The 23,248-nt window shown below is 39.6% G+C and carries 17 protein-coding genes; 9 read left to right on the top strand and 8 right to left on the bottom strand.

Features of this window, described 5'->3' with window-relative positions:
* Positions 1-30: 30 nt before the first annotated feature.
* The gene (locus HPE56_RS06330) at positions 31-2,454 is read left to right on the top strand and encodes a glycoside hydrolase family 3 N-terminal domain-containing protein (RefSeq protein ID WP_188242934.1); all 2,424 of its coding nucleotides are present in this window, start codon (positions 31-33) and stop codon (positions 2,452-2,454) included.
* A gap of 109 nt (positions 2,455-2,563) precedes the next feature.
* Here HPE56_RS06330 and HPE56_RS06325 read toward each other — a convergent pair whose 3' ends face one another.
* The 6 genes from HPE56_RS06325 to mnmH form a co-directional block, all read right to left on the bottom strand.
* Complete coding sequence (locus HPE56_RS06325; protein ID WP_188242933.1) at positions 2,564-2,932, bottom strand: DUF1801 domain-containing protein; 369 nt, start codon at positions 2,930-2,932, stop codon at positions 2,564-2,566.
* A gap of 9 nt (positions 2,933-2,941) precedes the next feature.
* Positions 2,942-3,400 carry a GyrI-like domain-containing protein gene (locus tag HPE56_RS06320; protein ID WP_188242932.1) on the bottom strand — a complete coding sequence of 153 codons (459 nt, stop codon included), beginning with the start codon at positions 3,398-3,400 and terminating at the stop codon, positions 2,942-2,944.
* A gap of 131 nt (positions 3,401-3,531) precedes the next feature.
* Positions 3,532-4,140 carry a YkgJ family cysteine cluster protein gene (locus tag HPE56_RS06315; RefSeq protein WP_188242931.1) on the bottom strand — a complete coding sequence of 203 codons (609 nt, stop codon included), beginning with the start codon at positions 4,138-4,140 and terminating at the stop codon, positions 3,532-3,534.
* A gap of 206 nt (positions 4,141-4,346) precedes the next feature.
* Positions 4,347-4,898, bottom strand: coding sequence for a dihydrofolate reductase family protein (locus tag HPE56_RS06310; RefSeq protein WP_188242930.1), 552 nt, complete (start codon positions 4,896-4,898; stop codon positions 4,347-4,349).
* 302 nt (positions 4,899-5,200) lie between these two features.
* Complete coding sequence (gene selD / locus HPE56_RS06305; RefSeq protein WP_188242929.1) at positions 5,201-6,241, bottom strand: selenide, water dikinase SelD; 1,041 nt, start codon at positions 6,239-6,241, stop codon at positions 5,201-5,203.
* Positions 6,234-7,268: a tRNA 2-selenouridine(34) synthase MnmH gene (mnmH, locus tag HPE56_RS06300; protein ID WP_188242928.1), complete on the bottom strand. Its 1,035-nt coding sequence runs from the start codon at positions 7,266-7,268 to the stop codon at positions 6,234-6,236. Before mnmH ends, selD begins: the two co-directional genes overlap by 8 nt.
* Positions 7,269-7,907: 639 nt before the next feature.
* Here mnmH and HPE56_RS06295 point away from each other — a divergent pair.
* Both HPE56_RS06295 and HPE56_RS06290 read left to right on the top strand, forming a co-directional pair.
* Entirely contained in the window at positions 7,908-10,514 is a 2,607-nt protein-coding gene (locus HPE56_RS06295) for a c-type cytochrome (protein WP_188242927.1), read from the top strand.
* Entirely contained in the window at positions 10,511-11,197 is a 687-nt protein-coding gene (locus HPE56_RS06290; RefSeq protein WP_223170217.1) for a 3-keto-disaccharide hydrolase, read from the top strand. The genes HPE56_RS06295 and HPE56_RS06290 overlap by 4 nt, the downstream gene beginning before the upstream one ends.
* A gap of 382 nt (positions 11,198-11,579) precedes the next feature.
* Here the strand turns inward: HPE56_RS06290 and ilvD are convergent, their stop codons facing one another.
* Positions 11,580-13,271 (bottom strand): dihydroxy-acid dehydratase, encoded by a 1,692-nt coding sequence (gene ilvD / locus HPE56_RS06285; RefSeq protein ID WP_188242926.1) that lies wholly within the window; start codon positions 13,269-13,271, stop codon positions 11,580-11,582.
* Between the two features lie 140 nt (positions 13,272-13,411).
* A complete protein-coding gene (locus tag HPE56_RS06280) occupies positions 13,412-14,020 on the bottom strand; it encodes a DapH/DapD/GlmU-related protein (RefSeq protein WP_188242925.1) in 609 nt (202 codons plus the stop codon).
* Between the two features lie 473 nt (positions 14,021-14,493).
* Here HPE56_RS06280 and HPE56_RS06275 point away from each other — a divergent pair, with 473 nt between their 5' ends.
* From HPE56_RS06275 to HPE56_RS06245, 6 genes are all read left to right on the top strand, one after another.
* Positions 14,494-15,870 (top strand): 3-keto-disaccharide hydrolase, encoded by a 1,377-nt coding sequence (locus HPE56_RS06275; protein WP_223170216.1) that lies wholly within the window; start codon positions 14,494-14,496, stop codon positions 15,868-15,870.
* A gap of 10 nt (positions 15,871-15,880) precedes the next feature.
* Entirely contained in the window at positions 15,881-17,239 is a 1,359-nt protein-coding gene (locus HPE56_RS06270) for a Gfo/Idh/MocA family protein (RefSeq protein WP_188242924.1), read from the top strand.
* A 9-nt stretch (positions 17,240-17,248) separates the two neighbouring features.
* Complete coding sequence (locus HPE56_RS06265) at positions 17,249-18,337, top strand: DUF6807 domain-containing protein (RefSeq protein ID WP_223170215.1); 1,089 nt, start codon at positions 17,249-17,251, stop codon at positions 18,335-18,337.
* Positions 18,338-18,433: 96 nt separating this feature from the next.
* Positions 18,434-18,964 (top strand): 3-keto-disaccharide hydrolase, encoded by a 531-nt coding sequence (locus HPE56_RS06260; protein WP_223170214.1) that lies wholly within the window; start codon positions 18,434-18,436, stop codon positions 18,962-18,964.
* A 632-nt stretch (positions 18,965-19,596) separates the two neighbouring features.
* Complete coding sequence (locus tag HPE56_RS06250; RefSeq protein WP_188242922.1) at positions 19,597-21,690, top strand: acylase; 2,094 nt, start codon at positions 19,597-19,599, stop codon at positions 21,688-21,690.
* A 444-nt stretch (positions 21,691-22,134) separates the two neighbouring features.
* Positions 22,135-23,193 carry a LacI family DNA-binding transcriptional regulator gene (locus HPE56_RS06245; protein ID WP_188242921.1) on the top strand — a complete coding sequence of 353 codons (1,059 nt, stop codon included), beginning with the start codon at positions 22,135-22,137 and terminating at the stop codon, positions 23,191-23,193.
* Positions 23,194-23,248: the final 55 nt, after the last annotated feature.

Below are 23,248 nucleotides of genomic sequence, written 5' to 3'. Positions count from 1 at the left end.
TTTGTGTCGTATTGTCACAAATAGAAGCGCATGAAAAAGTTTTTGAAAAGATTTTTGATCATAGTATCATCCCTAGCCGTTCTTATAGCCATTATCGCATTTATCGGTTGGTCCTATATAAAATCAAGTTTTTTGACTTTTGAAAAGGACTATGTCGAAAATCGAACGATTGGGGAACTAACCATTGAGGGGTATACCTTTTTAGATCGTAATGGAAATAACCAATTGGATGATTTTGAAGATGATCGCAAGTCAATTGATGTACGGGTGGCCGATTTGCTCTCGCAAATGACTATGGAAGAAAAGATACATTTGCTCAAAGGTTCAGGGATGGCTTCCGGGGTTGGAATGAATGAACCCGGACAGGGAATACCAGGCGCCGTGGGTACCATTGTGCCAACACCAAGATTGGGGCTTCCGACGGTATATTTATCAGATGGTCCGGCCGGACTCCGAATCCAGCCAACACGGGAAGGGGAGGATAGAACGTATTATTGCACGGCTTTCCCCATTGCCACCCTGCTCGCATCTACATGGAACGAAACCCTTGTCCAAGAGGTTGGAAATGCCATGGGTAACGAGGCATTGGAATATGGCATAGATGTGATATTGGCCCCTGGTGCAAATATTCAGCGTAATCCCTTATGTGGACGTAATTTCGAGTATTATTCCGAAGATCCGGTGCTGACAGGGAATATTGGTGCGGCCATGGTCAATGGAATAGAAAGGAACGGGATTGGCACTTCCTTGAAACATTATGTAGCCAACAATCAGGAAACGGAACGCAATTTGAACAATGTGATCATTTCCGAAAGGGCCTTACGTGAAATCTATTTAAAGGGCTTTGAGATTGTTGTGAAAAAATCGCAACCTTGGACGATTATGTCTTCTTACAATAAAGTCAATGGTACCTACGCTTCAGAAAGTGAATATTTACTCACCGATGTGTTAAGGAACGACTGGGGATTCGAAGGACTGGTGATGACCGATTGGTTTGGGGGAAGGAATGCGGCCGCCCAGATCAGTGCAGGGAACGACCTTTTGGAACCGGGAACCAAAAAACAATGGGATGCCTTACTGGAAGCGCATGAAAAGGGTGAATTGACTGAAGAAACGATTGACAGATCCGTCAGTAGGATTCTAAGGTTGGTCCTAAAAACCAAAAAGATGGGGAATCAAGGGTACGGAAACAATCCTGACCTTGAAGCACATGCCAAAACTACGCGCCAATCGGCCTCTGAAGGTATGGTCTTACTAAAGAACAACAATTCGTTACCGTTGCAGGACACAAAGCATATTGCCCTTTTAGGAATTACCTCCTATAATTTTATTGCGGGTGGTACAGGTTCGGGGGATGTAAACGAGGCTTATACGATTTCCCTTGAGCAAGGTTTGATGGATGCCGGTTTTGAAATTAATGAAACGGCCAAGCGTGTGTATATGTCCCACAGGGAGGACAACCAGGAGGCGTTTCAACAGGCGGAAGGGATAGATGCCATGTTCGATCCGTATGCACCAATTGAAATGGCATTTACGGCAGAACAACTAAAAGAAATAGTGCAAAGTTCAGACGTCGGGATTTTAACCATAGGTAGAAATGCAGGTGAAGGGGGAGATAGGGTAGAAGAGGATGACTTTTTATTGAAACAATCAGAAAAAGAAATGATTTCCAATACGGCCAAGGCTTTTCAGGCTGCCGATAAAAAACTTATCGTTGTTCTCAATATTGGGGGCGTCATCGAAACAGCCTCTTGGAAAGATATACCCGATGCTATTTTTCTTGCCTGGCAAGGCGGTCAGGAAGGCGGGAATTCCGTTGCCGATATTTTAAGTGGAAAAGTGAATCCTAGTGGTAAATTACCGATGACATTCCCAATGAATTTGGATGACCATGCTTCGAATACCAATTTCCCCCAGGAAGGGGGACACCTTTCCTATACCGATTTAATTTCGGGGTTTATATTTGGGAAGGAGGATCGACCGGAAGCAGAAAAGGTCCAAAATAGGGACTATACGAAGTATGATGAAGGTATTTATGTAGGTTACAGGCATTTTGATCAAGCCAACTTAGAGGTTTCCTACCCTTTTGGTTATGGTCTTTCCTATACCGATTTTGAATTTTCAGAGGTAGCGGTAAGCTTAGAGGATAACATGATCACTGCGGTTGTGCGTGTTCAAAATACCGGTCTGGTTGCAGGCAAGGAAGTCGTTCAGGTGTATACCGAAAAATTAGAATCCACCATTGATCGTCCCATCCAGGAATTAAAGGCATTTGCTAAAACCAGGCTTTTGGAGCCAGGGGATTTTGAACGCCTAACCCTGAAAATCCCTGTTTCAGAGTTGCGTTATTGGGATGGGGAAAGTGGGGGGTGGGCACTTGAAAAAGGAGCCTATAGGATACATATCGGTTCCTCATCAAGGAATATCCGACAAATGGCAGAATTGGTATTGTAAAGTTTTACCCTTAAATGGACAGGGTTGATCTGGAATATTTTTAAGGAAGTGTAGCGGCCTAAGGGATTGACTCATGTCACGCCAAAAGCCCACACGTGATGATCATTGCTTATTTTATCTGTATCGTACCGTTCCTGTATAAATCCAAAGCTTGGTTTAAGATCGATCCAATGGTTTCAATGGGTAAATCGATGGTAGGGTCAATGGTGAGGATCTTCATTCGTGAACGGTTTCCTGCTACCAATTCAGGATGGTTTAGATGTTTCCCCTCTACCCAGAGTATATAGGGCATATCAGTTTTTCTATCGGTCCATAAATAACAGAACATTTTGTTTTTGTAGGTAAAGCACGGCATTCCGTATTTACGGGTTTCACTGATATGTGCATCCGGCTTCAGAATAAATTGTCGTAAGGCAAGCAGGCAGCTTTTGTTCGGCTCATCTTTGTTTAAATAATAATTGTCTATTTCCCGTATCATTTCCAAGGACTATTTTACACTGACAAATATATCAATTTCCGCAGCTGTAGGTTCAATGGCCTTTTCTCCATAAACCTCAAAGTCTGCCGTATAACGTCTATCCAAATCCATTTTCCAAATTTCCGACCAGTGGTTTACCATTAGGCCCTTGGTTAAGTCCCCATACGCCTTGGTCTTACAATAGGTACCGCCTTCAATTGACCTACCTATCATTCCCTTTGGGATTACATCCAATGCGTTAACCTTGCACCCAAGTATTACCGTATACGGTTGGGTATGGTCACTTTCATAGTCTGTGTAGATACCGTAAATCGTATGATCCACTTTGTTCGGAATTGTATTCAGAATGCCCTCAGCCATAAACCTACCCCATAATGCAACGATTTCCTTGTTGGCTTGCCCTTTTTCGTTTGTTGTGCGTATCGAAATCCCGATACTATCGAAAGGCGCTATGCGTACTCTTTGCATCCAATTCTATTTTTTGATTTCATGCAAATTTAAACACACCTGATGACAAATGATGTCAGGGGTGTTTTTTAAAGAATTCAATGTAATCAGGTAAGGCTACGGCGAGATACAACTAATGGTAAGATGAAACATTAGGCAGGTAGCGCATTTTTTCCTATGCTGGGCATAGGCCTGTAGGCATAATATTGTAAGACTTCTTCCAAGGCCATTTTCAGGGCTTTATTAACAGGTAATATGATATTTCCCAAATGGAAATCTATTTGGTTTAATTGCATGTAATATTCCGTGAATACTGGGATATTCAAATCTTTTGTAATTGCTTCTGCCGTTTTATTATAGTTATCCGACTGACCTTCCTTGATGATCTTACAAGTAGCCAATCGCAATTTTCCATATTTATCGGTATTGGCTGCAAATCCAAATAGCCTACAAATCAATCCACGGTATTTATAATCGCTGCAACGACCTTGACCAATAATGGATAATGGCTTGTAAATCAAACAGGTTAAACTGGTGGACTTATTTAACAAAAGGAGTGTTTTTTCGGCTTCCCCATTTAAAAATAGATGAAAGGCCCAAGGCAAGAATTCGAGAGGGGAAGCTTCTATATCGGGATATGTACAACATTTTCCACAGCCGGAAACACAGCCGAGCCCTGATGTTTGTTGAAACACGGTGGTTTCTTGCTCCAATTGAAGAAAAAGGTTTTCTACCAATTGTACTCTTTCCTCTATCGACATTGTTTTTTGCCGAAGGTAGCCTTAATAAGCCTAGGTAGGACATTTTATTTCCTAAATGAGTATAAAAGTATTTGTTCCATTTTGTACCCAAAATCCTTCTTGGCAGGTCTTAGGAAATGAACGTATTTCTACGGATACTGATTGTTTCTAATATGGGAACTTCATTACATTTTCAGATAGGGTAGTGGACCAATAAAATTTTATTATTAGCTACCTTGGGCGTTTATATCTTTCAAATCGTAGGTCAAAATTTGCAATCCTTCATCAAACCATTCTTTGTCAATCAATTTTCCGACCAATGAGGCTTTTGAATTTCCGAAAAGGGGTATGCCTTCCCCGAGTATGATCGGATTCAATTTTAGTTTCAATTGGTCGATCAATCCATTGTCGAGAAGCCAGCCGGCAAATTGTCCGCCACCGCAGAGATAAATATCCGTTATCGAGTTCCTCTTGATTTCGTTGATCCGATCTGTTGAAATTTTTTCAATATGGACATTTTTCGCGAGGGTATCCATGGTTAAGGTTTCAGAGAATATATGATGTTCCATATGAGGATACGCCGGTTGTCCCGGTTCCAGTCCATATTGATAACCAAATTCATAGGTTCGACGCCCCATGATTACCGTCTCGAAATTTTTTAAATCGGATAAATACTTTTGTACCCCATTGCCTTGGGGAATGAACTTGCTAATGTCGTCATCCACTCCTGCAATAAATCCGTCAAGGGAACTGGCTACGTAATAAATTATTCTTTGCATGTCTTCGTTTTTTTAGGCGTCCTTCTAAGCCATAGCGGTCGTCCTATGAAACCTAGCCTATCATTTCTGCGCAGGCATTGGGAGAGCAGAGTTGCCGCGGTGGCGTTTTTAATTCGCTGGATGAACGCAAAGCCGTATGCCACCTCAGGGGGGAACTTCATAAAAATATAAAAACTTGACAAATAAGCCAGAAGGTCGTAAGGGCTATAGGCTTGGTTATGGTATGGTCTTCTTCGACCTGTAGTTGATAAATCCCTTGTAGTATGTTTTGCTTGTTCTTCTTCAAATCGTTCTTTCCACTATTATTTTTCATTAATATATATAGGCAATTCCGATCGTTCTATGAGTTCCCCTATGGGTTTGGCAAAAAGCCCCTTGCTTTTTAGGATGGATTCAACTTTTTGGGAGGCTTCTTTTTTAACAGCAATTAATAACCCTCCACTGGTTTGTGGATCACATAGGATATATCGTTGCTTTTCATTCTCAATATGAAGCTTATGACCATAACTGTCCCAGTTTCTCAGCGTTCCCCCAGGGATACATTTTTTATCGATATAGCCATGGATCTCTTCGAAAACGGGAACGTTGTCATAATTAATAACGGCAGATACATTGCTTCCTTCACACACTTCCAATAAATGGCCCATAAGTCCAAACCCAGTAACATCGGTTAGGGCTGTAATTCCTTCTATTTCAGATAGTTCCAATCCGACATCATTTAATATGACCATTGAATTAGCGGCAATATCCTTATGTTCTTCTTCCAAAACCCCTTTCTTTTGTGCGGTAGCCAAAATACCGATACCCAAAGGTTTGGTGAGATAAAGAATGCTTCCTGATTCCGCTTTATCATTGCATTTTAAATTAGGGATGGCTACCGATCCAGTAACTGCAAGTCCAAAAATAGGTTCTGGATTATCGATACTATGCCCTCCAGCAAGTATGATTTTCGCGTCGGAGCAGGCTTTTCTTCCGCCTTCCATAACCTGGGCTGCCACTGTGGGGTCTATTTTATCAATGGGCCACCCCAAGATGGCAATCGCCATTAATGGTTTCCCTCCCATGGCATAGATATCGCTAATGGCATTGGTAGCGGCAATCCTTCCAAAAGTGAAAGGGTCGTCCACTATGGGTAGGAAAAAATCAGTAGTACTGATGATGGCCGTTCCATCTCCCATGTCATATACAGCAGCATCATCCCGAGTATCGTTACCCACTAAAAGATGTGGGTCTTCAATTTTAGGGGAACATGATTCCAATATTGTCGTTAATACCTTGGGCGATATTTTGCAGCCACAACCTGCACCGTGGCTAAAACTTGTCATTTTTATAGGTTCATCCATTTTTCTGATTTATTAAATTTATTAAAAAATCTGCCGTTTCCTCATGGTTCACGGAAGTGATCTCAAATTTTAAAATTGCAGATTCCTGACGTTTTTGTAATCCTTTTAAATAGTATTTGTCGTAATAGGAAAGGATAAGCGCTACAACCTTATCGTAATTATTATTTTCTAGCGCATTCAAGGCCAATTTAGCTTTCTCATTCCCAAGCCTTTTGGTTATTCTACCAATGGCTTCCGCCAATTTATCCTGACTGAGTTGGGCGTAGGTATCCACAAGGTGTTTTATTCTTTCCTGAATAGGAATATCCAGGAAATATACGGGCATATCCCTCATTTTAAAATATAATCGATCGGGAATCGCTACTTTCCCTATTGCCTTACTTTCGTCCTCGATCCATATTGGCGTTTCAGGATGTAAACTCCGAACTTTTGTAAAAAGGTTGTTTTCAAATTGCTCCGTTGTGGGTTGTGGCGGTAGATCGATCCCTCCAAAAGCAGAACCTCTATGGTTGGCCAATCCTTCCAAATCAATAACCTGTTGCCCTTTCTTTTCTAAAAAATGCAGTATTTCAGTTTTCCCTGTACCTGTATATCCTCCTAAGATTTTAAGATTAAAGGGTTGTTCAAAAAACCGCAACACATAGTTTCTATAAGCTTTGTACCCTTTTTCAATGACGTAAACCTTTTTAAACCCATTCTCGATTAGATGATCCGCAAAGGCACTACTCCTCATCCCTCCACGCCAACAATGAACTACAACCTCTTTTTCAGGGGCAACCCCAATAGATTGGGTTATAAAGTCATTTAGTTTGGGTTTTACAAATCCATACCCAAGTTCAATGGCCCTTTCTTTTGATTCTTTTTTATAGGCGGTGCCAACGATTGCCCGTTCTTCATTGGTAAATAATCCAATAGTATTGGCCCCGGGGATATGCCCTTTCGCAAACTCTCCCGGTGACCGGACATCGATAATCGGAATATGCTCTAAATTGTTAAAATAAAAGTCAATGGTAATGTATTGTTTCATTTTATGGGCTATATGATTTTTCAGCGATGGATGTAATACATGATAGGCGTTTTATATTAGAATAAGCAAGACAACGGGTATGGCATGGATTCCAATGGCTGCATACGTGGATTTAATAAAGGCTTCAATTCCCGAACGGTAAAGTAAAAAAAGAAGATCGATCTATTGATTGTTTGAACTACATCCGATTAAATTTTGTAAATAGTGTACAATGTCTGGGCTTAGGATAGGGCGGGAGTACAGAAGCTTTTTGCTTCCGACTTCACACCGGGCCGAAGCCTTTTGTCTTGTTTTTTTCTTTTTTGTCCAAAGCATTCACCCATAAATCGGGATATGTATTTTGCGACATCATAAAGATACGCAATCCTTTAGATTACGTCATAATTGTGGAAATCAAAAAGCCGATAATTCGATTGGTTTACGGATAAGGGGTTTTCCCATGTTCCCATATTTCGACAAGGGGCAAAATCTGGAAGGGTTAAATCAGGATATTTAAGTCTTTGCAAACCTAATTTATGACGGGTCCATTTCTTAAAAACAAAAAATCTAAAACTTTATGTCTATTTTTAACAGATGCCAGAATATCCACGTTCGGGATATTTACCGGTATATTAGGATCAACCAACCACTAATTATTTTATGAAAAGAATTACGCTATTATTATTAAGCCTCGCGAGCATTCTGTTTTATTCCTGTAATCTGGACTCGGATAACGAAACACCTATTGTTGAAACGGTCACAATCGATGGTATTACACTTCCAAAAGGTTTTGTTATCTCTAAATTGTATGAACCTACCGATAAGGAACAAGGCTCCTGGGTAAGTATAGCCAAGGATGATCAAGGAAATTTCTATACTTCCGACCAATACGGAAGCATTTATAAATCCAGACTTACCAAATCAGGGGAAAAGGATGTTTTTGAAGTACGGAAATTAGAGGTAAATATTGGATTGGCCCAAGGGTTGTTATACCACAATAAAGAATTGTTCGCCTTGGTAAACTCAAATGATGAAAAGATCCAAAGTGGATTGTATAAAATCATCGATTCCAATGGGGATGGGGAATTGGATAAGGTTAAAACGTTAAAGACCCTAAACGGGAATGGGGAGCACGGACCACACAATATTGTATTGGCCCCGGATGGTCAATCCATGTATATGGTTTTTGGAAACCATACGGATATTCCCAGCGACGTCCATGGTAGGGTTCCAGAAGTATGGGGAGAGGATAATTTATTACCGGTCATTAAAGACCCCAGTGGACATGCCAATTCAAGAAAGGCACCGGGTGGTTGGGTAGCCCAAACGGATTTTGAAGGTAAAAAATGGACGCTGATAACGGTTGGGACTAGAAACACTTATGATATAGCCTTTAATCGTGATAATGAATTGTTTGGTTTTGATTCTGATATGGAGTATGATCTAGGCATGCCGTGGTACCGACCCATCCGTTTGATCCATATGACGAGCGGTGCCGATTTTGGATGGAGGACAGGAACAGGAAAATTTAAGGACTTTTATCCAGATAACCTTTCAGGTATTGCCAATTTGGGGCAAGGATCACCAACAGGTCTTTTAGATGGAAGGGAATTGAAATTCCCGGCCTATTATCAAAAGGGATTGTACTTGTTTGATTGGAGTTATGGAACGATGTACCATGCAAAGCTAACACCCAAAGGCAGTTCGTTTGATGCAGAGGTCACAGAGTTTCTTTCCGGTGTTCCCTTACCCCTTACCAATGGTGTCGTGGGTGATGATGGGGCCTTATACTTCTTAACAGGAGGAAGACGTTTGGAATCCGGACTGTACCGCGTAACCTATGAAGGTGATTTGCCCTTTGAAGTATTGGCCTTGGAAGAGCGCTCCGATGGAAAAAGACAACGGGATTTAAGACGGGAACTGGAAGTGTTGCACGTGAGTCCCTCAGCGGACCAAATTCCGTTGATCATGAAGCATTTAAATCATGAAGATCGAGCCATTCGATATTCGGCCCGGGTGGCTTTGGAGCATTTGGATTACGCACATTGGAAAGATGAAATCAAGAAAGATAATCCGCCGGAAGTTGCTGTTGGTCTGGCCTTGGCCATTGCGCGTCATGGTGATGATGCCGCTAGGGTGGAAGCCTTGAAAATCTTAGTGGGAATTGAATGGCAAAGTTTGGAGGAATCTAAAAAACTGGATTTTATAAGAGCAGTTGATTTGCTTTTAACAAGAATGGAAGGAAGCTTGCCAAACGATATGCATAAAAAAATCAAAAAGCTGTTCTTACCTGCCTATTTGGCAAGTTCCGAGGCTGTGAATATGGAATTGTGTAAGATCCTAAGTTATTTGCAGGTAGCGGAAATTGTTGGGTTGACATTGGATGAAATGGAGACGAATACTTCTACGGAGGGTATGAAAGCGTTGTACATATCCGGTGATATTTCCAATAGAAGTGAGCAATACGGAAAGGATGTTGAGAATATGCTGGCAAATATGCCAAATCAACGCAATATTAGTTATGCCAAGAGTTTGAGTTACCTTCAAAAGGGATGGTCAACATCTACAAGGGAGCGTTATTTTAAATGGTTTGGCGATGCGATGCAAAAAGCTGGGGGGAAACAGTATTTGAATTTTATTAGGGCAATCCAAAAAGAGGCTTTGGCCAATGTTCCTGAAGAAGAACAGGATTACCTTTCTGAATTGACTGAAATCGCAGCGGCACGCAGGCCGGATTATATGGAGGATGTAAAGCAACCTCAAGGTCCCGGTATGGCTTATTCGGTAGAGTTGTTAATGTCCGCTTACGAAAAGAATTACAAAAACGCAGATTTTGAAAATGGCAGGAATATGTTTAAGGCTTCATTATGTATTTCTTGTCATAGTATGAATGGGGAAGGAGGTAGCACGGGGCCAGAATTAACCCAAATAGGTTCAAGATTCACGGTTGGGGCAATCGCCGAAGCCATTGTTAATCCTTCTGGAACCATTGGGGATAGGTATCAATATTCAGATTATCATATGGAGGATGGTTCTGTAATCACAGGAATCGAAATCAATGAAGATGACAATACTATTGAAGTGGCTATAAGTGCTTTTGCTCCCGATGTTACCGCAAAAGTGAGAAAGGATAGACTGGAAAGCGTTGAGCTGTCCAAAATATCACCAATGCCAGCAGGCTTGGTCAATAGATTGAATGAACAGGAAATTACAGATTTGATAGCGTATATGTTGTCAGGCGGAAACCAAGATAAAATAAAAAAATGAATTATAAAGTAATTTACACGGCGCTTATGGCCATGGTGATGAGTTGCAATTTAGCAGGTCAGAAAGCAAATGAAACAGAGCAATTGTTCAATGGCAAAGATCTTAGCCATTGGCGGGGTGATAGCCAGGTTTGGTCGGTGGAAGATGGTTGCATTAAGGGGGAAACCACCGATGAACGGGTTATTGGGCATAATACTTTTTTAATTCACGATATGATTGTGTCGGATTTTGAGTTGACATTCAAATACAAAATTATAGGAGGGAATAGCGGTGTCCAATATAGGGCTAGGGTAGTAGATCAAGATAAATTCATTGTTGGTGGCTACCAAGCGGATATGGAAGCGGGCATTCAATATTCCGGGATATTGTACGAAGAAAAAGGAAGGGGAATTATCGCTCAGCGGGGTGAAAAGGTGGTTGTTTCGAAAGATGGACAGAAAACAGTGGAACGATTTAACACCACTGAAGGGATTCAGGCCGTTATAAAACAAGAGGATTGGAATGACTACCGCATTGTGGCCAAGGGGAGTCATTTACAGCATTACATCAATGGGCAATTGACAATGGATGTTGTGGATAATGAAACCAAGAAATCGGCATCTTCAGGAGTGTTGGCATTGCAGGTTCATGCAGGTCCGTCGATGGCAGTATTTTATAAGGAATTGATATTGAAAAAATTATGAATGGTACTATTGGTCTCTACTTTTTAACGAAGGGGCAGGGGGACAATTGATCAAGGCCCCAAACTAATCAATGGGGCAATTGGGATGTAGGATAATCAATAATAGTTCAATAACGATTTTTTATTTGATCTTTTAATTTGGTTCGCCGACATGGTGTCCTAACTTATCTCTTCTTCATTACTTATCCAAGGCGAAATTAAATCAATATAATTTTGTTTACCTATTCGTATGTAAGGATTCTGACAGTAAAGTTTTTTAAACGGCAAACTCAATATTTCCGTTATTGAACAAAAAAGGTTTGTGACTTGATAAGTCACAAACCTTTGAAATAAGACTGAAGTCCATATTTATAATTATGAACCAGAGTATATGGTATTATTATTTAAAATAAATCCGTTTTTAAAATAGCCCCACTACTTGCATTTGTCACTAATGCCCTATATTGTTTAAGCCAACTAGACTTTAGTTCTTTTTTAATTGGAACGAATTCTGATTTTCTTCGTGCAATTTCTTCATCACTTAAATTTACCGATAAAATATACTTATCAACATCAATATGAATTTCATCACCATCTTTCAGTAAACCAATCATACCACCTTCTGCAGCTTCCGGACTTACATGTCCTATACTAGCTCCCCTAGTAGCCCCACTAAATCTACCATCGGTAATTAAGGCTACTTTATCACCAAGTCCCATTCCCATAATTAATGAAGTAGGCGCTAACATTTCTTGCATACCCGGTCCTCCTTTAGGGCCTTCGTATCTTATAACAACAACATTACCTGCTTTAACTTTTCCTCCGATAATTCCTTCAATAGCTTCTGGCTGACCATTAAAACATACTGCTGTACCAGTTAAAGCCCTAGCTCCGATAATTCCTGCTGTTTTTATAACAGCCCCTTGTTCAGCTAAATTTCCGTATAAAATAGCAAGTCCACCTACTTTTGAATATGGATTGTCTATCGTGTGAATAATTGAGGTGTCTTTTATATGTGCATCTTTAATTTTTTCATAAACTGTTTCGCCGGTTATTGTTAAGTTATCCTTTAAAACATCATCCCCTCTTTTGGTCATTTCTTTCATTACGGCATTTACACCCCCAGCGCTATTAATATCTTCCATATGAACTGTTGACAAGCTAGGGGAAATTTTAGCGATATGTGAAACTTTTTTAGAAATATGGTTTATATCTTCAAGATTAAAATCAACATGTGCTTCTTTGGCTATGGCCAACATATGTAACACCGTGTTAGAACTACCACCCATGGCCATATCTACCGCGAATGCATTTCTGACAGCATTTTCATTCAATATATTAGTAAGTTTAAATTTTTTGGTCGCCGCTTTGTTCTTTGCTATTTCACAAATCCTTCTTGCTGCTTTTCTATATAGTGCTTCACGTTCTTTGGTTAATGCAACGATGGTACCATTCCCAGGAAGGGCTATTCCCATAGCCTCCATTAGAGTGTTCATTGAGTTTGCCGTGAACATTCCAGAGCAACTACCTCCACTAGGACAGGCATTACACTCTATATCATGTAGTTCATCATCGGTCATTTCACCAGCCTCGTATTTACCAACAGCTTCAAATGCGGTAGCAAGATCAATGGGAGTACCATCTTTTGTATATCCTTTCTTCATGGGGCCACCACTCACGAAAATGGTAGGTACATCTACCCGTAAGGCGCCCATAATCATTCCCGGAACTATTTTATCGCAGTTTGGAATAGCGATCATGGCATCTAACTTATGGGCATTCATGACCGTCTCTATAGAGTTCGCTATAATTTCTCTTGAAGGGAGGGAAAAAAGCATGCCATCATGCCCCATGGCAATACCATCATCAACACCAATGGTATTAAATTCAAAAGGAACACAACCATTAGCCTTAATTTCTTCTTTTATTACTTTTGATACCCTGTCCAAAAAAAAGTGCCCTGGAATAATTTCAATAAAGGAGTTTGCAACCCCTATAAAGGGTTTGTCAAAATCTTCATCAACTAATCCCGTTGCCCTAAACAATGATCTATGTGGGGCTCTTTGATGTCCTTTTTTCACTTCATCACTTCTCATAATATTTGGATTTTTATTTTCTATACTACTTAAATATAAAATGCATATATTTTTATCGAATCACTAAAAACAGTATAAAATAAATACTTTTATACTACCTAAGTGTCAAAGTTAATCATCCTTTTTTTGAACTTTTAATTTTACCCTAATTGATCTACATGTGTTAGGCGAGGAACAACAGATTTAACATATAAAATGGTTCCTGGATTAAGAACGGAATTTGCCCCTATTCTAGAATGATCACCTATTAATGAACCGAACTTAATTGCATTGGTTTCGACAATCTTATCTTCAAGGAATATTCGAATAGTCTTATCTTCCCGTTCATTAAAGTGGTTGGCAAGAATAGACCCAGCCTCCAAATTCACATCTTCCCCAATCAGGGAGTTCCCGATATAGTTTAAATGTGCCGCTCTTGAATTTTTAAATAGGATACTCTGCTTAATCTCACAGTTTGCTCCTATTACCACATCACTTACCAAATAGACGCCATTTCGAAGATATGAGCCGGCCTTTATTGTACATCGGGGTCCAATTATCGTATTTGGTTTAATTGTTACACCATTTTCAACCAAAGCGGTTTCATGAATAGCGACTTGGTTTACTATCTTATAATTCGTTGTTTCCAAATTAGACAGCAAATGTTTTATCGTTTTTTCCAAGTTATTGATAATCTCCCAAGGAGGTAAGTCCCTAGGTAAAAACGGTAGGTCATGGTAAATGTCTTTGATGAACTCTGATAAATCCATTTCTAATTTATGTGTTTAATAATCCTTTGTCTGAACTTCAAATTTTATTCAGGCTAACGTCTAGGCCTGTCTGCATATTTTAAAGATAGCTAGAAATGTGCACATCAATAGATGGTATCAAACGAGTGTATATGAAATTATATGAATAATCAATTAAGTAGTATTTTAAATTTCAATGAATCCTTAATCCAACCTTTTAATCAGCGTGTCCTTGGTTGGAGGCTTAGTGGGGGGAGCATAGCAAAGGCCATTTGTGAGTATGACTTTCTTTATGATCCTTTCCCAAATAGGATCCAAATGCTTTTATGGAATGAATTGATGTTTATTGTTTTAATCTGTAACTAATTCTTAGGATTTAGAAATAAAATCATATTTCGTTAACGTTAACGACTAAATTTATTATTTTTAGTTAAAATATCTAACAATCCCTATTTTAATCGGGTAAAACCATATAAAACAAAGAACTTTAAGTGATGATGAAAAAAGTAAAAATTGAATTCTTATTACTTCTCCTTATATCCTGTTATTCTGTATCTGCACAAGAAAACTGGGAATTCCTTTTTAACGGGAAAGATCTTACCAACTTTCAACAACTAAATGGGGAAGCCGACTACAAAGTTGTGAACCAAGAACTGATCGGAACTTCAAAAATCGGGGTTCCCAATAGTTTTATGGCCACAAAAAAAACGTATGGTGATTTTATTTTGGAGTTTGATGTATTTGTTGAAAATGGATTGAACTCTGGCGTACAGTTCAGAAGTTTGAGCAATCCCGACATCATGGACGGGAGAGTACATGGGTACCAATGTGAAATAGAAACTAGTGCTAGAAAATGGGCCGGTGGTGTGTACGATGAAGCGCGAAACGGTTGGTTGTATCCATTGACAAGAAATCCAAAAGGTCAAAATGCCTTCAAACCTGGAGAATGGAACCACTATCGTATTGAAGCGGTAGGTTCATCGATCCGCACATGGATAAATGGTATACAATGTGCCAATTTGGTTGACGATACCACTGCTGAAGGCTTTATTGCCTTTCAGGTGCATAGTATTCATGATAATACCTTGGAAGGTAAAATCGTGAAATGGAAAAATATAAAGATCAAGACAACCGACTTGGAAAGCTCAAGAAAGCAGGTGGATAATGAAGTTCCTGAAATCAGTTATTTAAAAAACCAGTTAACTGCTGATGAAACCAGAAAAGGCTGGCGCTTATTGTGGGATGGAAAAACCACCGATGGATGGAGAGGGGCGAAATTGGATAAATTCCCTGAAAAAGGTTGGGAAATTAAAGATGGTATCCTTAGTGTATTGTCTTCAGGAGGGGCAGAGTCCAGAAATGGTGGTGATATCGTAACAACCAATGTATTCAGTAACTTTGAATTATGTGTTGATTTTAAATTAACTGAAGGTGCCAATAGCGGTATCAAATATTTCGTGGATTCTGAATTGAACAAAGGTGAAGGTTCGGCAATCGGGTTGGAGTTTCAAATATTGGATGACGAGAAACACCCAGATGCCAAAAAGGGTAAGAATGGCAATAGAACGGTAGGATCTTTATATGATCTGATCAGAGCTGAAAATAATGAAAGTTCCAGAGGTAAAAATTTCAAGGGTATAAATAACTGGAATAATGCCCGAATTGTTGTAAAAGATGGCCATGTAGAGCATTGGCTGAATCAGGTTAAAGTTGTCGAGTTCGATAGGTTCAGTCAAGTTTTCAGGGCCTTGGTCGAGCATAGCAAATACGAAAAATGGGGGAATTTTGGGCAGTTGCCCAATGGCTTGATCTTATTACAGGATCATGGGGATAAGGTATCCTTCAAAAATATTAAAATAAGGGAGTTTTAAACTATTTATTATGAAAAAAGACAGACGCAATTTTATAAAGAAATCAGCTTTGGCTACTGGCGGTATCGTTTTAGGGGCAAACGCTATGAGTGCAAGTAGCTACAGAAAGATTATAGGTTCCAATGATCGTGTTCGCGTGGGAATCTCAGGGTTTTCCAATCGTGCGAAAGGGGCTTTGATCCCAGCATTCAATGGTCATTCAAAAATCCAGAATTTCGAAATCGTAGGGGTCTCCGATATTTGGAACCGCAGAAGGGATGAAGGAGTTGCTTTTATTCAGGAGATGACCGGGAATAAAGTTAAAAAATGGGAGAACAATGAAGAGATGTATGCGAAAGATAAGATTGATGCCGTAATCATTTCAACTGCCGATTTTCAACACGCCCTCCATACCGTAGAAGCGGCTACTGCTAAGAAAGATGTGTATTGTGAAAAACCATTTGCGGAAACAATGGCCGATGCCCGTATTGGAATGAAAGCCGTTAATGATTCGGGTATTATTTTCCAAATCGGTTCTCAAAGAAGAAGTGGGGCCAATTATCATACCGCCAACGATTTCATTAAATCAGGTAAGTTCGGCGATATTGTGATGGTAGAAATGACATGGAATGTCAATCAACCTGGCAGATGGCGTTTACCTAAATTAATACGGGAAATCAGGGAATCGGATACGGATTGGAAACGCTATCAAATGAATCGGCCGGAAGCAGCTTGGGACCCAAGAAAGTATTTGGAATATAGGTTGTTCTGGCCCTATTCTTCAGGTATCCCAGGCCAATGGATGTCGCACCAAATTGATACCGTACATTGGTTCTCTGGTTTAAACCACCCAAGAAGTGTAGCTGCCAATGGTGGTATTTATTTATGGAAGGACGGACGAAAAAACTTCGATACCATGTCCGCTGTTTTTGATTATGGCCCTTCTGATGATATGGGTTCTGGCTTTCAAGTGACGTATTCTTCACGCTTTACAAACTCAGCAGGTGGGACGAAGGAAATATATTATTCAAATGGAGGAGAGCTCAACTTGGATACCAACAAAGTAAGTGATAATGGAGGTTTATCTGAGAGGCACGCAAAAGCTATGGATATGCTACCCAATAAATTAGAAGCTTTTGATCTTGCTGACAATGCCCCAAAAGCAGTTACTTCCGCCAACACGGGCGTCGATGATATGACATCATTGCATATGTTGAATTGGATGGAATGTGTCCGAAGTCGTAAAACGACAAATGGTCCGATTGAGGCCGCATATAATCATTCAATTGCCAATATCATGACTACTGCAGCCATGAGAACTGGACTCAAAGCTACTTTTGATGAGGCAACCCAAAATGTTATGGCTGGTGGAAAAATATTCCAATATTAAAAATAAGGTATGGTAAAGATTCCTAGAAAGATTGTTGGATATGGCTTTATTCTTATTTTGTTGCTAGCATCCTGTAAGGAGAAAAAGGAAGGGTCCGAGTCGGATGCTTCCAAAGAAAGTAAAATGGTACAATCATCGAAGATAAGTTTCGCTAGTGATGAACTGAATAAAAAAGTCGACGTCTTGATAAATGGTGACCTGTTCACAAGTTATGTGTATGATGGGCAAACCCCAAAGCCAATTTTATACCCCATTCGTACCAAAAGTGGAAAAACGGTCACTAGGGGTTTTCCATTTACACCAAGACCCAACGAACGTGTTGATCATCCACATCATGCTGGACTTTGGTTCAATTATGGTGATGTCAATGGATTGGATTTTTGGAATAATTCCTATGCCATTCCCGCAGAAGATAAGCACAAATATGGAACTATATTCCATCAGGAAATCACAAATATGGACGAAGAAAAAGGCATACTTAGTATCAGGTCTTTTTGGCGTTCACCGGATGCTGTTGATCTTTTGGAGGAAACGACCCAGTTTGTTTTTAGCGAAAAAGGAAATTCAAGAAGTATTGATAGGAAAACCACCTTAAAAGCCTTACAAGATGTTTTATTTAAGGATAATAAAGAAGGTATGTTAGGGATGCGGGTTACGCGTGAGTTGGAAATTTCTTCTGACAAACCAGCAGTTTATACCGATGCAGAAGGTAATGTAACCGAGATAAAAGCCCTAAACAATACCGGAGTGAATGGAAATTATTTTGGAAGCGAAGGTTTAACGGGCGATGATGTTTGGGGTACCCGAAATAAATGGGTGAAATTAGAGGGCGACATGGAGGACGAAACGGTATCGGTAACCATAATCGATCACGAAAAGAATATTGGATACCCAACGTATTGGCATGCTAGGGGATATGGGCTATTTGCGGCAAACCCCTTAGGACAGGCCGTTTTTTCAGAAGGAAAGGATACACTGAATTTAAAATTGAACCAAGGCGAGTCGGTTACCTTTAACTATCGTATCCTTATACATAATGGATCAACACTTTCCAAAGAAGCCATCAATGAATCCGCTGCCGATTTCAATGGAAAGTAATTTGAATTTAAGATGGAAAAAATGAGACTACTTTGTGTATTAATTCTCACAGTTGTGATGACATTGAATAGTTTTGGGCAAACCAAGCAGCCTAAAATGAAATCTATTTTCAATGGAAAGGATTTAAAACAATGGAACACTCCTGAAGGTAATATTTGGTGGTCTGTGGATGCTGGTGTGCTTTGGGCAAAAAGTGATCTGGAAAAACAAGGATCGATTTTATGGACAAAGAAAAATTACAAAGATTTTGTGGTTCAAATGGACTTCAAATTTGGAGAAGGTACCATTGATTCGGGTATTTTTATGCGTGGGGACGATGAAAAAAATGCGCAAATACAAATCGGGGAATCGGGTTCCTTAAAGCGCGACATGACAGCATCACCCTACGTTCCTAAGTCAGGATATCCTGTTGAGGCACATGGGATCCAGGAATTATTGAAATTGGATGATTGGAACACCATAAAAGCGATGGCCAGGGGAAACACCTATAAAGTTTGGCTCAATGGAAAGGAAGTCATGAACTATACCCTTGAAAATGCCAATTTAAAAGGACCGATAGGTATTCAGCTTCACCCGAATAGGGAAATGTCCATACAATTCAAGAATATATTTGTAGCCCGTTTGTAATTGGTATTGGGTATATATTATTTTTAAATTCTATGTAGAACTTTTGATTTATCACTGGGAATAAAATTAATAGCAAAATTGGCCAATGTTTCCATTGGCACTGTAGATTGGGTATTGCATAAGCGGGCAGGTGTATCAAAGGAAACAGAAAAAAATCCTTAAGATTATTAAGGAAACGGGCCATGTAAAGCATACAACCGCTAATAGGCTTAGATTGGCTTCCGTAAAAAAATAAAGTTTGAATTCTAATTCCTAAAGAGGGAAATCCATGGGGATGGAATTATTGGAAACTTTCAAAAAATGGAATCAGAAAGGCTGTTGAAGGGATTGCCGAATTGGGTATCGAAGCTAATTTTTATGATTTTTAGGATTCCATTTCATTCTCAAGGCAAAGTAATGAAATTCTCAAGGAAAATTATGATGGTATTGTAACGGTATCCTTTTTTAAGAAAGGAAGTAATGAACTCGCTATTATTTGAATGCTCTAATTTCTGAAAAGTTCAAATAAACGGTAGGATCTTTGATTGATTTTGTTGGGAATATAAAACAGAAAAATATTAACTTGTTACTGTAATCCATTGACAACCTTTGTTTTGAAATTTAATTTACCACTTCTAAACCAACCATAAATCATGAAAATCCATTTAATTATTGCTTTTTTTGTCCTTTCTTTATTTAATATCTCCTACGCCCAAACGGAGAATACAGCAACACGGATTGCATGGGATACTTGGGGTGTACCACATATTACAGCTGATACTATTGAGGATTTATTTTTTGCACAGGGTTGGGCACAGATGCACAATCACGCCAATCTGATTCTGGAGCTCTATGGTAGTTCTCGAGGTAAAGCTTCTGAATATTGGGGTAAAACAAAACTTGAAAACGATATACTGATCCATACCCTAGGGTTTGAAGACTTGGCGGATAAATGGGAAAGGGAACAAAACCCGGAAACCAAGGTAATTTACAAATCCTTTGTTGAAGGTTTAAATGCCTATGCAAAAGCCCATCCAGAAGCCTTGGATGAGAAGAATAAAATAGTTCTGCCCATAACCACAAAGGATCTAAACATGCACCTTATGTATGTCGTTTTTACACGTTTCATCGGAGGCAACGATTTGGGACGTGTACAACGATGGCCGGACATGGGTAGTAATGCCTATGCGATTGCCCCCAAACGATCGGCTTCAGGAAATGCCATGCTGGTACAGAATCCACACTTACCCTGGTGGCGTGAATTCCTTTTTTTCGAATCACACCTAAACCTAAAAGGTAAAAACATGTATGGTAGTACCTTGGTGGGGCTTCCAGGAATTGCCATAGGGTTCAATGAACATTTAGGTTGGAGCCACACCAACAATACCATTGATAATGCTGATACGTATGAATTGGAAGTAAAGGATAATGGCTACGTGTTGGATGGGGAAGTAAAGGCATTTGAAAAGACTAAAAGAACAATTAAAATAAAACAGGAGGATGGCTCCCTGGTCGAAAAGGAAATACCTGTGCTTAGGACCGTCCATGGGCCAGTGGTCAATCAAAAAGACGGTAAGGTTTTGGCTTTGCGTATGGTTGGACAGGATAGGCCCGAATTGGTTTTACAGTGGTGGAAAATGATCAACAGCTCTAATTTTGACGAGTTTGAAACAGCCTTGAAGATGGCACAAATTCCGTTTTGGAATGTCATGTATGCCGATAAATCAGGTGGAATTTTCTATCTATTCAATGGACTGGTACCCAAACGAAATGAAGATTCTTGGTCGTATTGGGACCGTATAATTCCCGGAGGAAAATCTGCTGATATATGGACAGCGGTTCATGATTATGCCGATTTGCCTAAAGTAAAAGACCCTGTAAATGGCTGGCTTCAAAATGCCAACGATCCACCGTGGACAAGCACAATACCCATGGCCTTGGACCCCAATGATTATCCTGGTTATATGTCCCCACAAAATATGGGATTTCGACCACAACGTGCGGCAAGGATGTTGATGGAAGACGAATCGATTACCTTTGATGAGTTAGTGGACTACAAACTGTCTACACGGCTCGAATTCGCAGATAGGATTTTGGATGATTTGTTTTTGGCGGTTGAGGCCTCAGGTTCAGAAAAGGCAAAGGAGGCCAAAATAGTTTTGGAAAATTGGGATCGTGAAGCGGATGCAGATAGTAAAGGAATGCTCCTGTTCTATAATTGGGCAAAAAAATTCAATGTTCGGAAAAAATCCAATTATACGGAGCCATGGAGTATGGATAAACCAAATACAACCCCGGATGGCCTTGCTGACCAAAATGTAGCCGTTCAACTATTGGCAGAGGCGGCCCTTGAGGTTGAATCCAAATTTGGTCGTTTGGATATCCCTTGGGGAGATTACTATAGGATTCACTATAACGGTAAAGACCTGCCCGCAAATGGCATCGATGGTTCTATGGGCGTCTTTCGCGTGGCTTGGCCCGAGGGGAATGATGAAAATAATATGTTCGTTGGTGGGGGTGATTCTTGGGTAGGTATCATAGAGTTTGGTGAAGCAGTAAAAGCCAAAGTACTATTGTCTTATGGAAATGCAACCCAAAAAGATTCTCCCCATAATGGTGATCAGTTGGAATTATTCTCCAAAAAGGAAATGCGTGATGCTTGGTTTACCAAGGAAGCGGTAAAAGCCCATACCACAAAAATGGAAGTGCGAACGGAAAATGGGTTTGATGAAAAGAACCAAGAATGACGGGCAAAGGGTTTTAATTAAACGACAAACCGTGAACAAACATTTATCCAAATGAAAAACCCTTATAGAATTATAGGGGAACAGTTGATGCCCCTGATTTTCCTCCATTTAAATGGAGCCAAAGCTTTAAAATAACAGTAGCAAGCAAGAGGAACCGTGGCATGCGGTTCATCAATTGCAAAATAGATTGATACAAGGATCTACAATAGGCTTTTTCCGAATCAACCTAGAAGTACAACCCCAATTTTCGATGCTTTGTAGAAGCTCTTAAATAAAAAAGTTGAATTAGTATGAAACGGACAGGAATAAGTAGTTAAAACAAGATATTCCAAACAACTTGTAAGGATTTCGTAATATTGCAGGGAGCAAAGGATGATCTACGATATACGTTCTAATTGCTATTATTCAAATTACTACCATATTGAGGTCCATGAAAATTATATAATGGGAAAACAACAGAACTACGGTATTAAGGAAATCGCCAAGAGAGCCAATGTGTCCATAGGAACAGTGGATAGGGTGATACACAAGCGAAAAGGGGTTTCCGAAAAGACCCGATTGAAAATTCTAAAGATTATTGAAGAACTGGATTACCAACCCAATGTTCTTGCCAGTAGATTGGCTTCAAAAAAAATATACAGGATAGGGGTATTGGTGCCATCGGCTTCGAAAGAAACGGATTTTTGGAATGCCCCTATTAATGGAATGAAAAGGGCAGCAGAGGAAATTAAACAATATGGGGTTGAAATATATTACTGCTTTTTTCAACTTCATTCCAGGGATTCTTTCCTTACCCAAATAGATAATCTATGGAAGAAGGAAGTACATGGGGTTATTCTATCGCCACTTTTTAAGGAAGATGCCCGACAGTTTGTGGCGGATTGTAATAAGCAGAAGTTACCTTTAGTTTATATTGATAGCTATCTTGAAGACCAAAAAGCACTTAGTTATATCGGTTTTAATTTAAATGATAGTGGTCGGCAGGTGGCCCAATTATTTGATTACTGTTTAGATGGGAAAGACAAGATCCTTGTCGCAAACATATCCTGGAAGATTGATGATTTTCACATAGAACAAGGGTTTAGGTCTTATTTAATTGATAAAGGGAGTACTAGACCTGTTATTAAAGTGGATATCCGACATACGGATTATGCCTACATAAAGGATAGTTTACAAAATCTTTTAAAGGACCATACGGATATAAAAGGCATATTCGTCACCAATTCCAGAGTGAATATTGTGGCCAAGTTTATGGAGGATATCGGTCGGAAGGATATTTTTATTATTGGGTATGATATGACCGAGGAGAACCTGAAATATCTTAAGAATGGGACCATTCATTTCTTGATTTGCCATAAACCGGAGTTTCAGGGCTATCAGGGAATAATGACCCTCTATCAATATTTGGTCCTAGGCGCTGATGTCAAAGAAATGCAATATATGCCCATAGACATCTTGACCAACCAGAATTACCAGTATTATCAAATGAGTAATGAACTATAATTAAAAAAAAATAAACAATTTACGTGTACGCCCACGTTTTTATTATTATATTGCG

The sequence above is a fragment of the Maribacter aquimaris genome, assembly GCF_014596745.1.
GTDB lineage: Bacteria > Bacteroidota > Bacteroidia > Flavobacteriales > Flavobacteriaceae > Maribacter_A > Maribacter_A aquimaris.
The sequence above is the reverse complement of the archived record's forward strand: the minus strand, read 5'-3'. Positions and strand labels throughout refer to the sequence as shown.

What these genes read in the sequence shown, in the direction of transcription:
- HPE56_RS06260 (WP_223170214.1), top strand. Translation starts at nt 18,434, where the DNA reads ATGAAATCTATTTTCAATGGAAAGGATTTAAAACAATGGAACACTCCT.
- HPE56_RS06320 (WP_188242932.1), bottom strand. Translation starts at nt 3,400, where the DNA reads ATGCAAAGAGTACGCATAGCGCCTTTCGATAGTATCGGGATTTCGATA.
- ilvD (WP_188242926.1), bottom strand. Translation starts at nt 13,271, where the DNA reads ATGAGAAGTGATGAAGTGAAAAAAGGACATCAAAGAGCCCCACATAGA.
- HPE56_RS06310 (WP_188242930.1), bottom strand. Translation starts at nt 4,898, where the DNA reads ATGCAAAGAATAATTTATTACGTAGCCAGTTCCCTTGACGGATTTATT.
- HPE56_RS06270 (WP_188242924.1), top strand. Translation starts at nt 15,881, where the DNA reads ATGAAAAAAGACAGACGCAATTTTATAAAGAAATCAGCTTTGGCTACT.
- selD (WP_188242929.1), bottom strand. Translation starts at nt 6,241, where the DNA reads ATGGATGAACCTATAAAAATGACAAGTTTTAGCCACGGTGCAGGTTGT.
- HPE56_RS06245 (WP_188242921.1), top strand. Translation starts at nt 22,135, where the DNA reads ATGGGAAAACAACAGAACTACGGTATTAAGGAAATCGCCAAGAGAGCC.
- HPE56_RS06265 (WP_223170215.1), top strand. Translation starts at nt 17,249, where the DNA reads ATGGTAAAGATTCCTAGAAAGATTGTTGGATATGGCTTTATTCTTATT.
- HPE56_RS06250 (WP_188242922.1), top strand. Translation starts at nt 19,597, where the DNA reads ATGAAAATCCATTTAATTATTGCTTTTTTTGTCCTTTCTTTATTTAAT.
- HPE56_RS06280 (WP_188242925.1), bottom strand. Translation starts at nt 14,020, where the DNA reads ATGGATTTATCAGAGTTCATCAAAGACATTTACCATGACCTACCGTTT.
- HPE56_RS06295 (WP_188242927.1), top strand. Translation starts at nt 7,908, where the DNA reads ATGAAAAGAATTACGCTATTATTATTAAGCCTCGCGAGCATTCTGTTT.
- HPE56_RS06275 (WP_223170216.1), top strand. Translation starts at nt 14,494, where the DNA reads ATGATGAAAAAAGTAAAAATTGAATTCTTATTACTTCTCCTTATATCC.
- HPE56_RS06325 (WP_188242933.1), bottom strand. Translation starts at nt 2,932, where the DNA reads ATGATACGGGAAATAGACAATTATTATTTAAACAAAGATGAGCCGAAC.
- HPE56_RS06290 (WP_223170217.1), top strand. Translation starts at nt 10,511, where the DNA reads ATGAATTATAAAGTAATTTACACGGCGCTTATGGCCATGGTGATGAGT.
- mnmH (WP_188242928.1), bottom strand. Translation starts at nt 7,268, where the DNA reads ATGAAACAATACATTACCATTGACTTTTATTTTAACAATTTAGAGCAT.
- HPE56_RS06315 (WP_188242931.1), bottom strand. Translation starts at nt 4,140, where the DNA reads ATGTCGATAGAGGAAAGAGTACAATTGGTAGAAAACCTTTTTCTTCAA.
- HPE56_RS06330 (WP_188242934.1), top strand. Translation starts at nt 31, where the DNA reads ATGAAAAAGTTTTTGAAAAGATTTTTGATCATAGTATCATCCCTAGCC.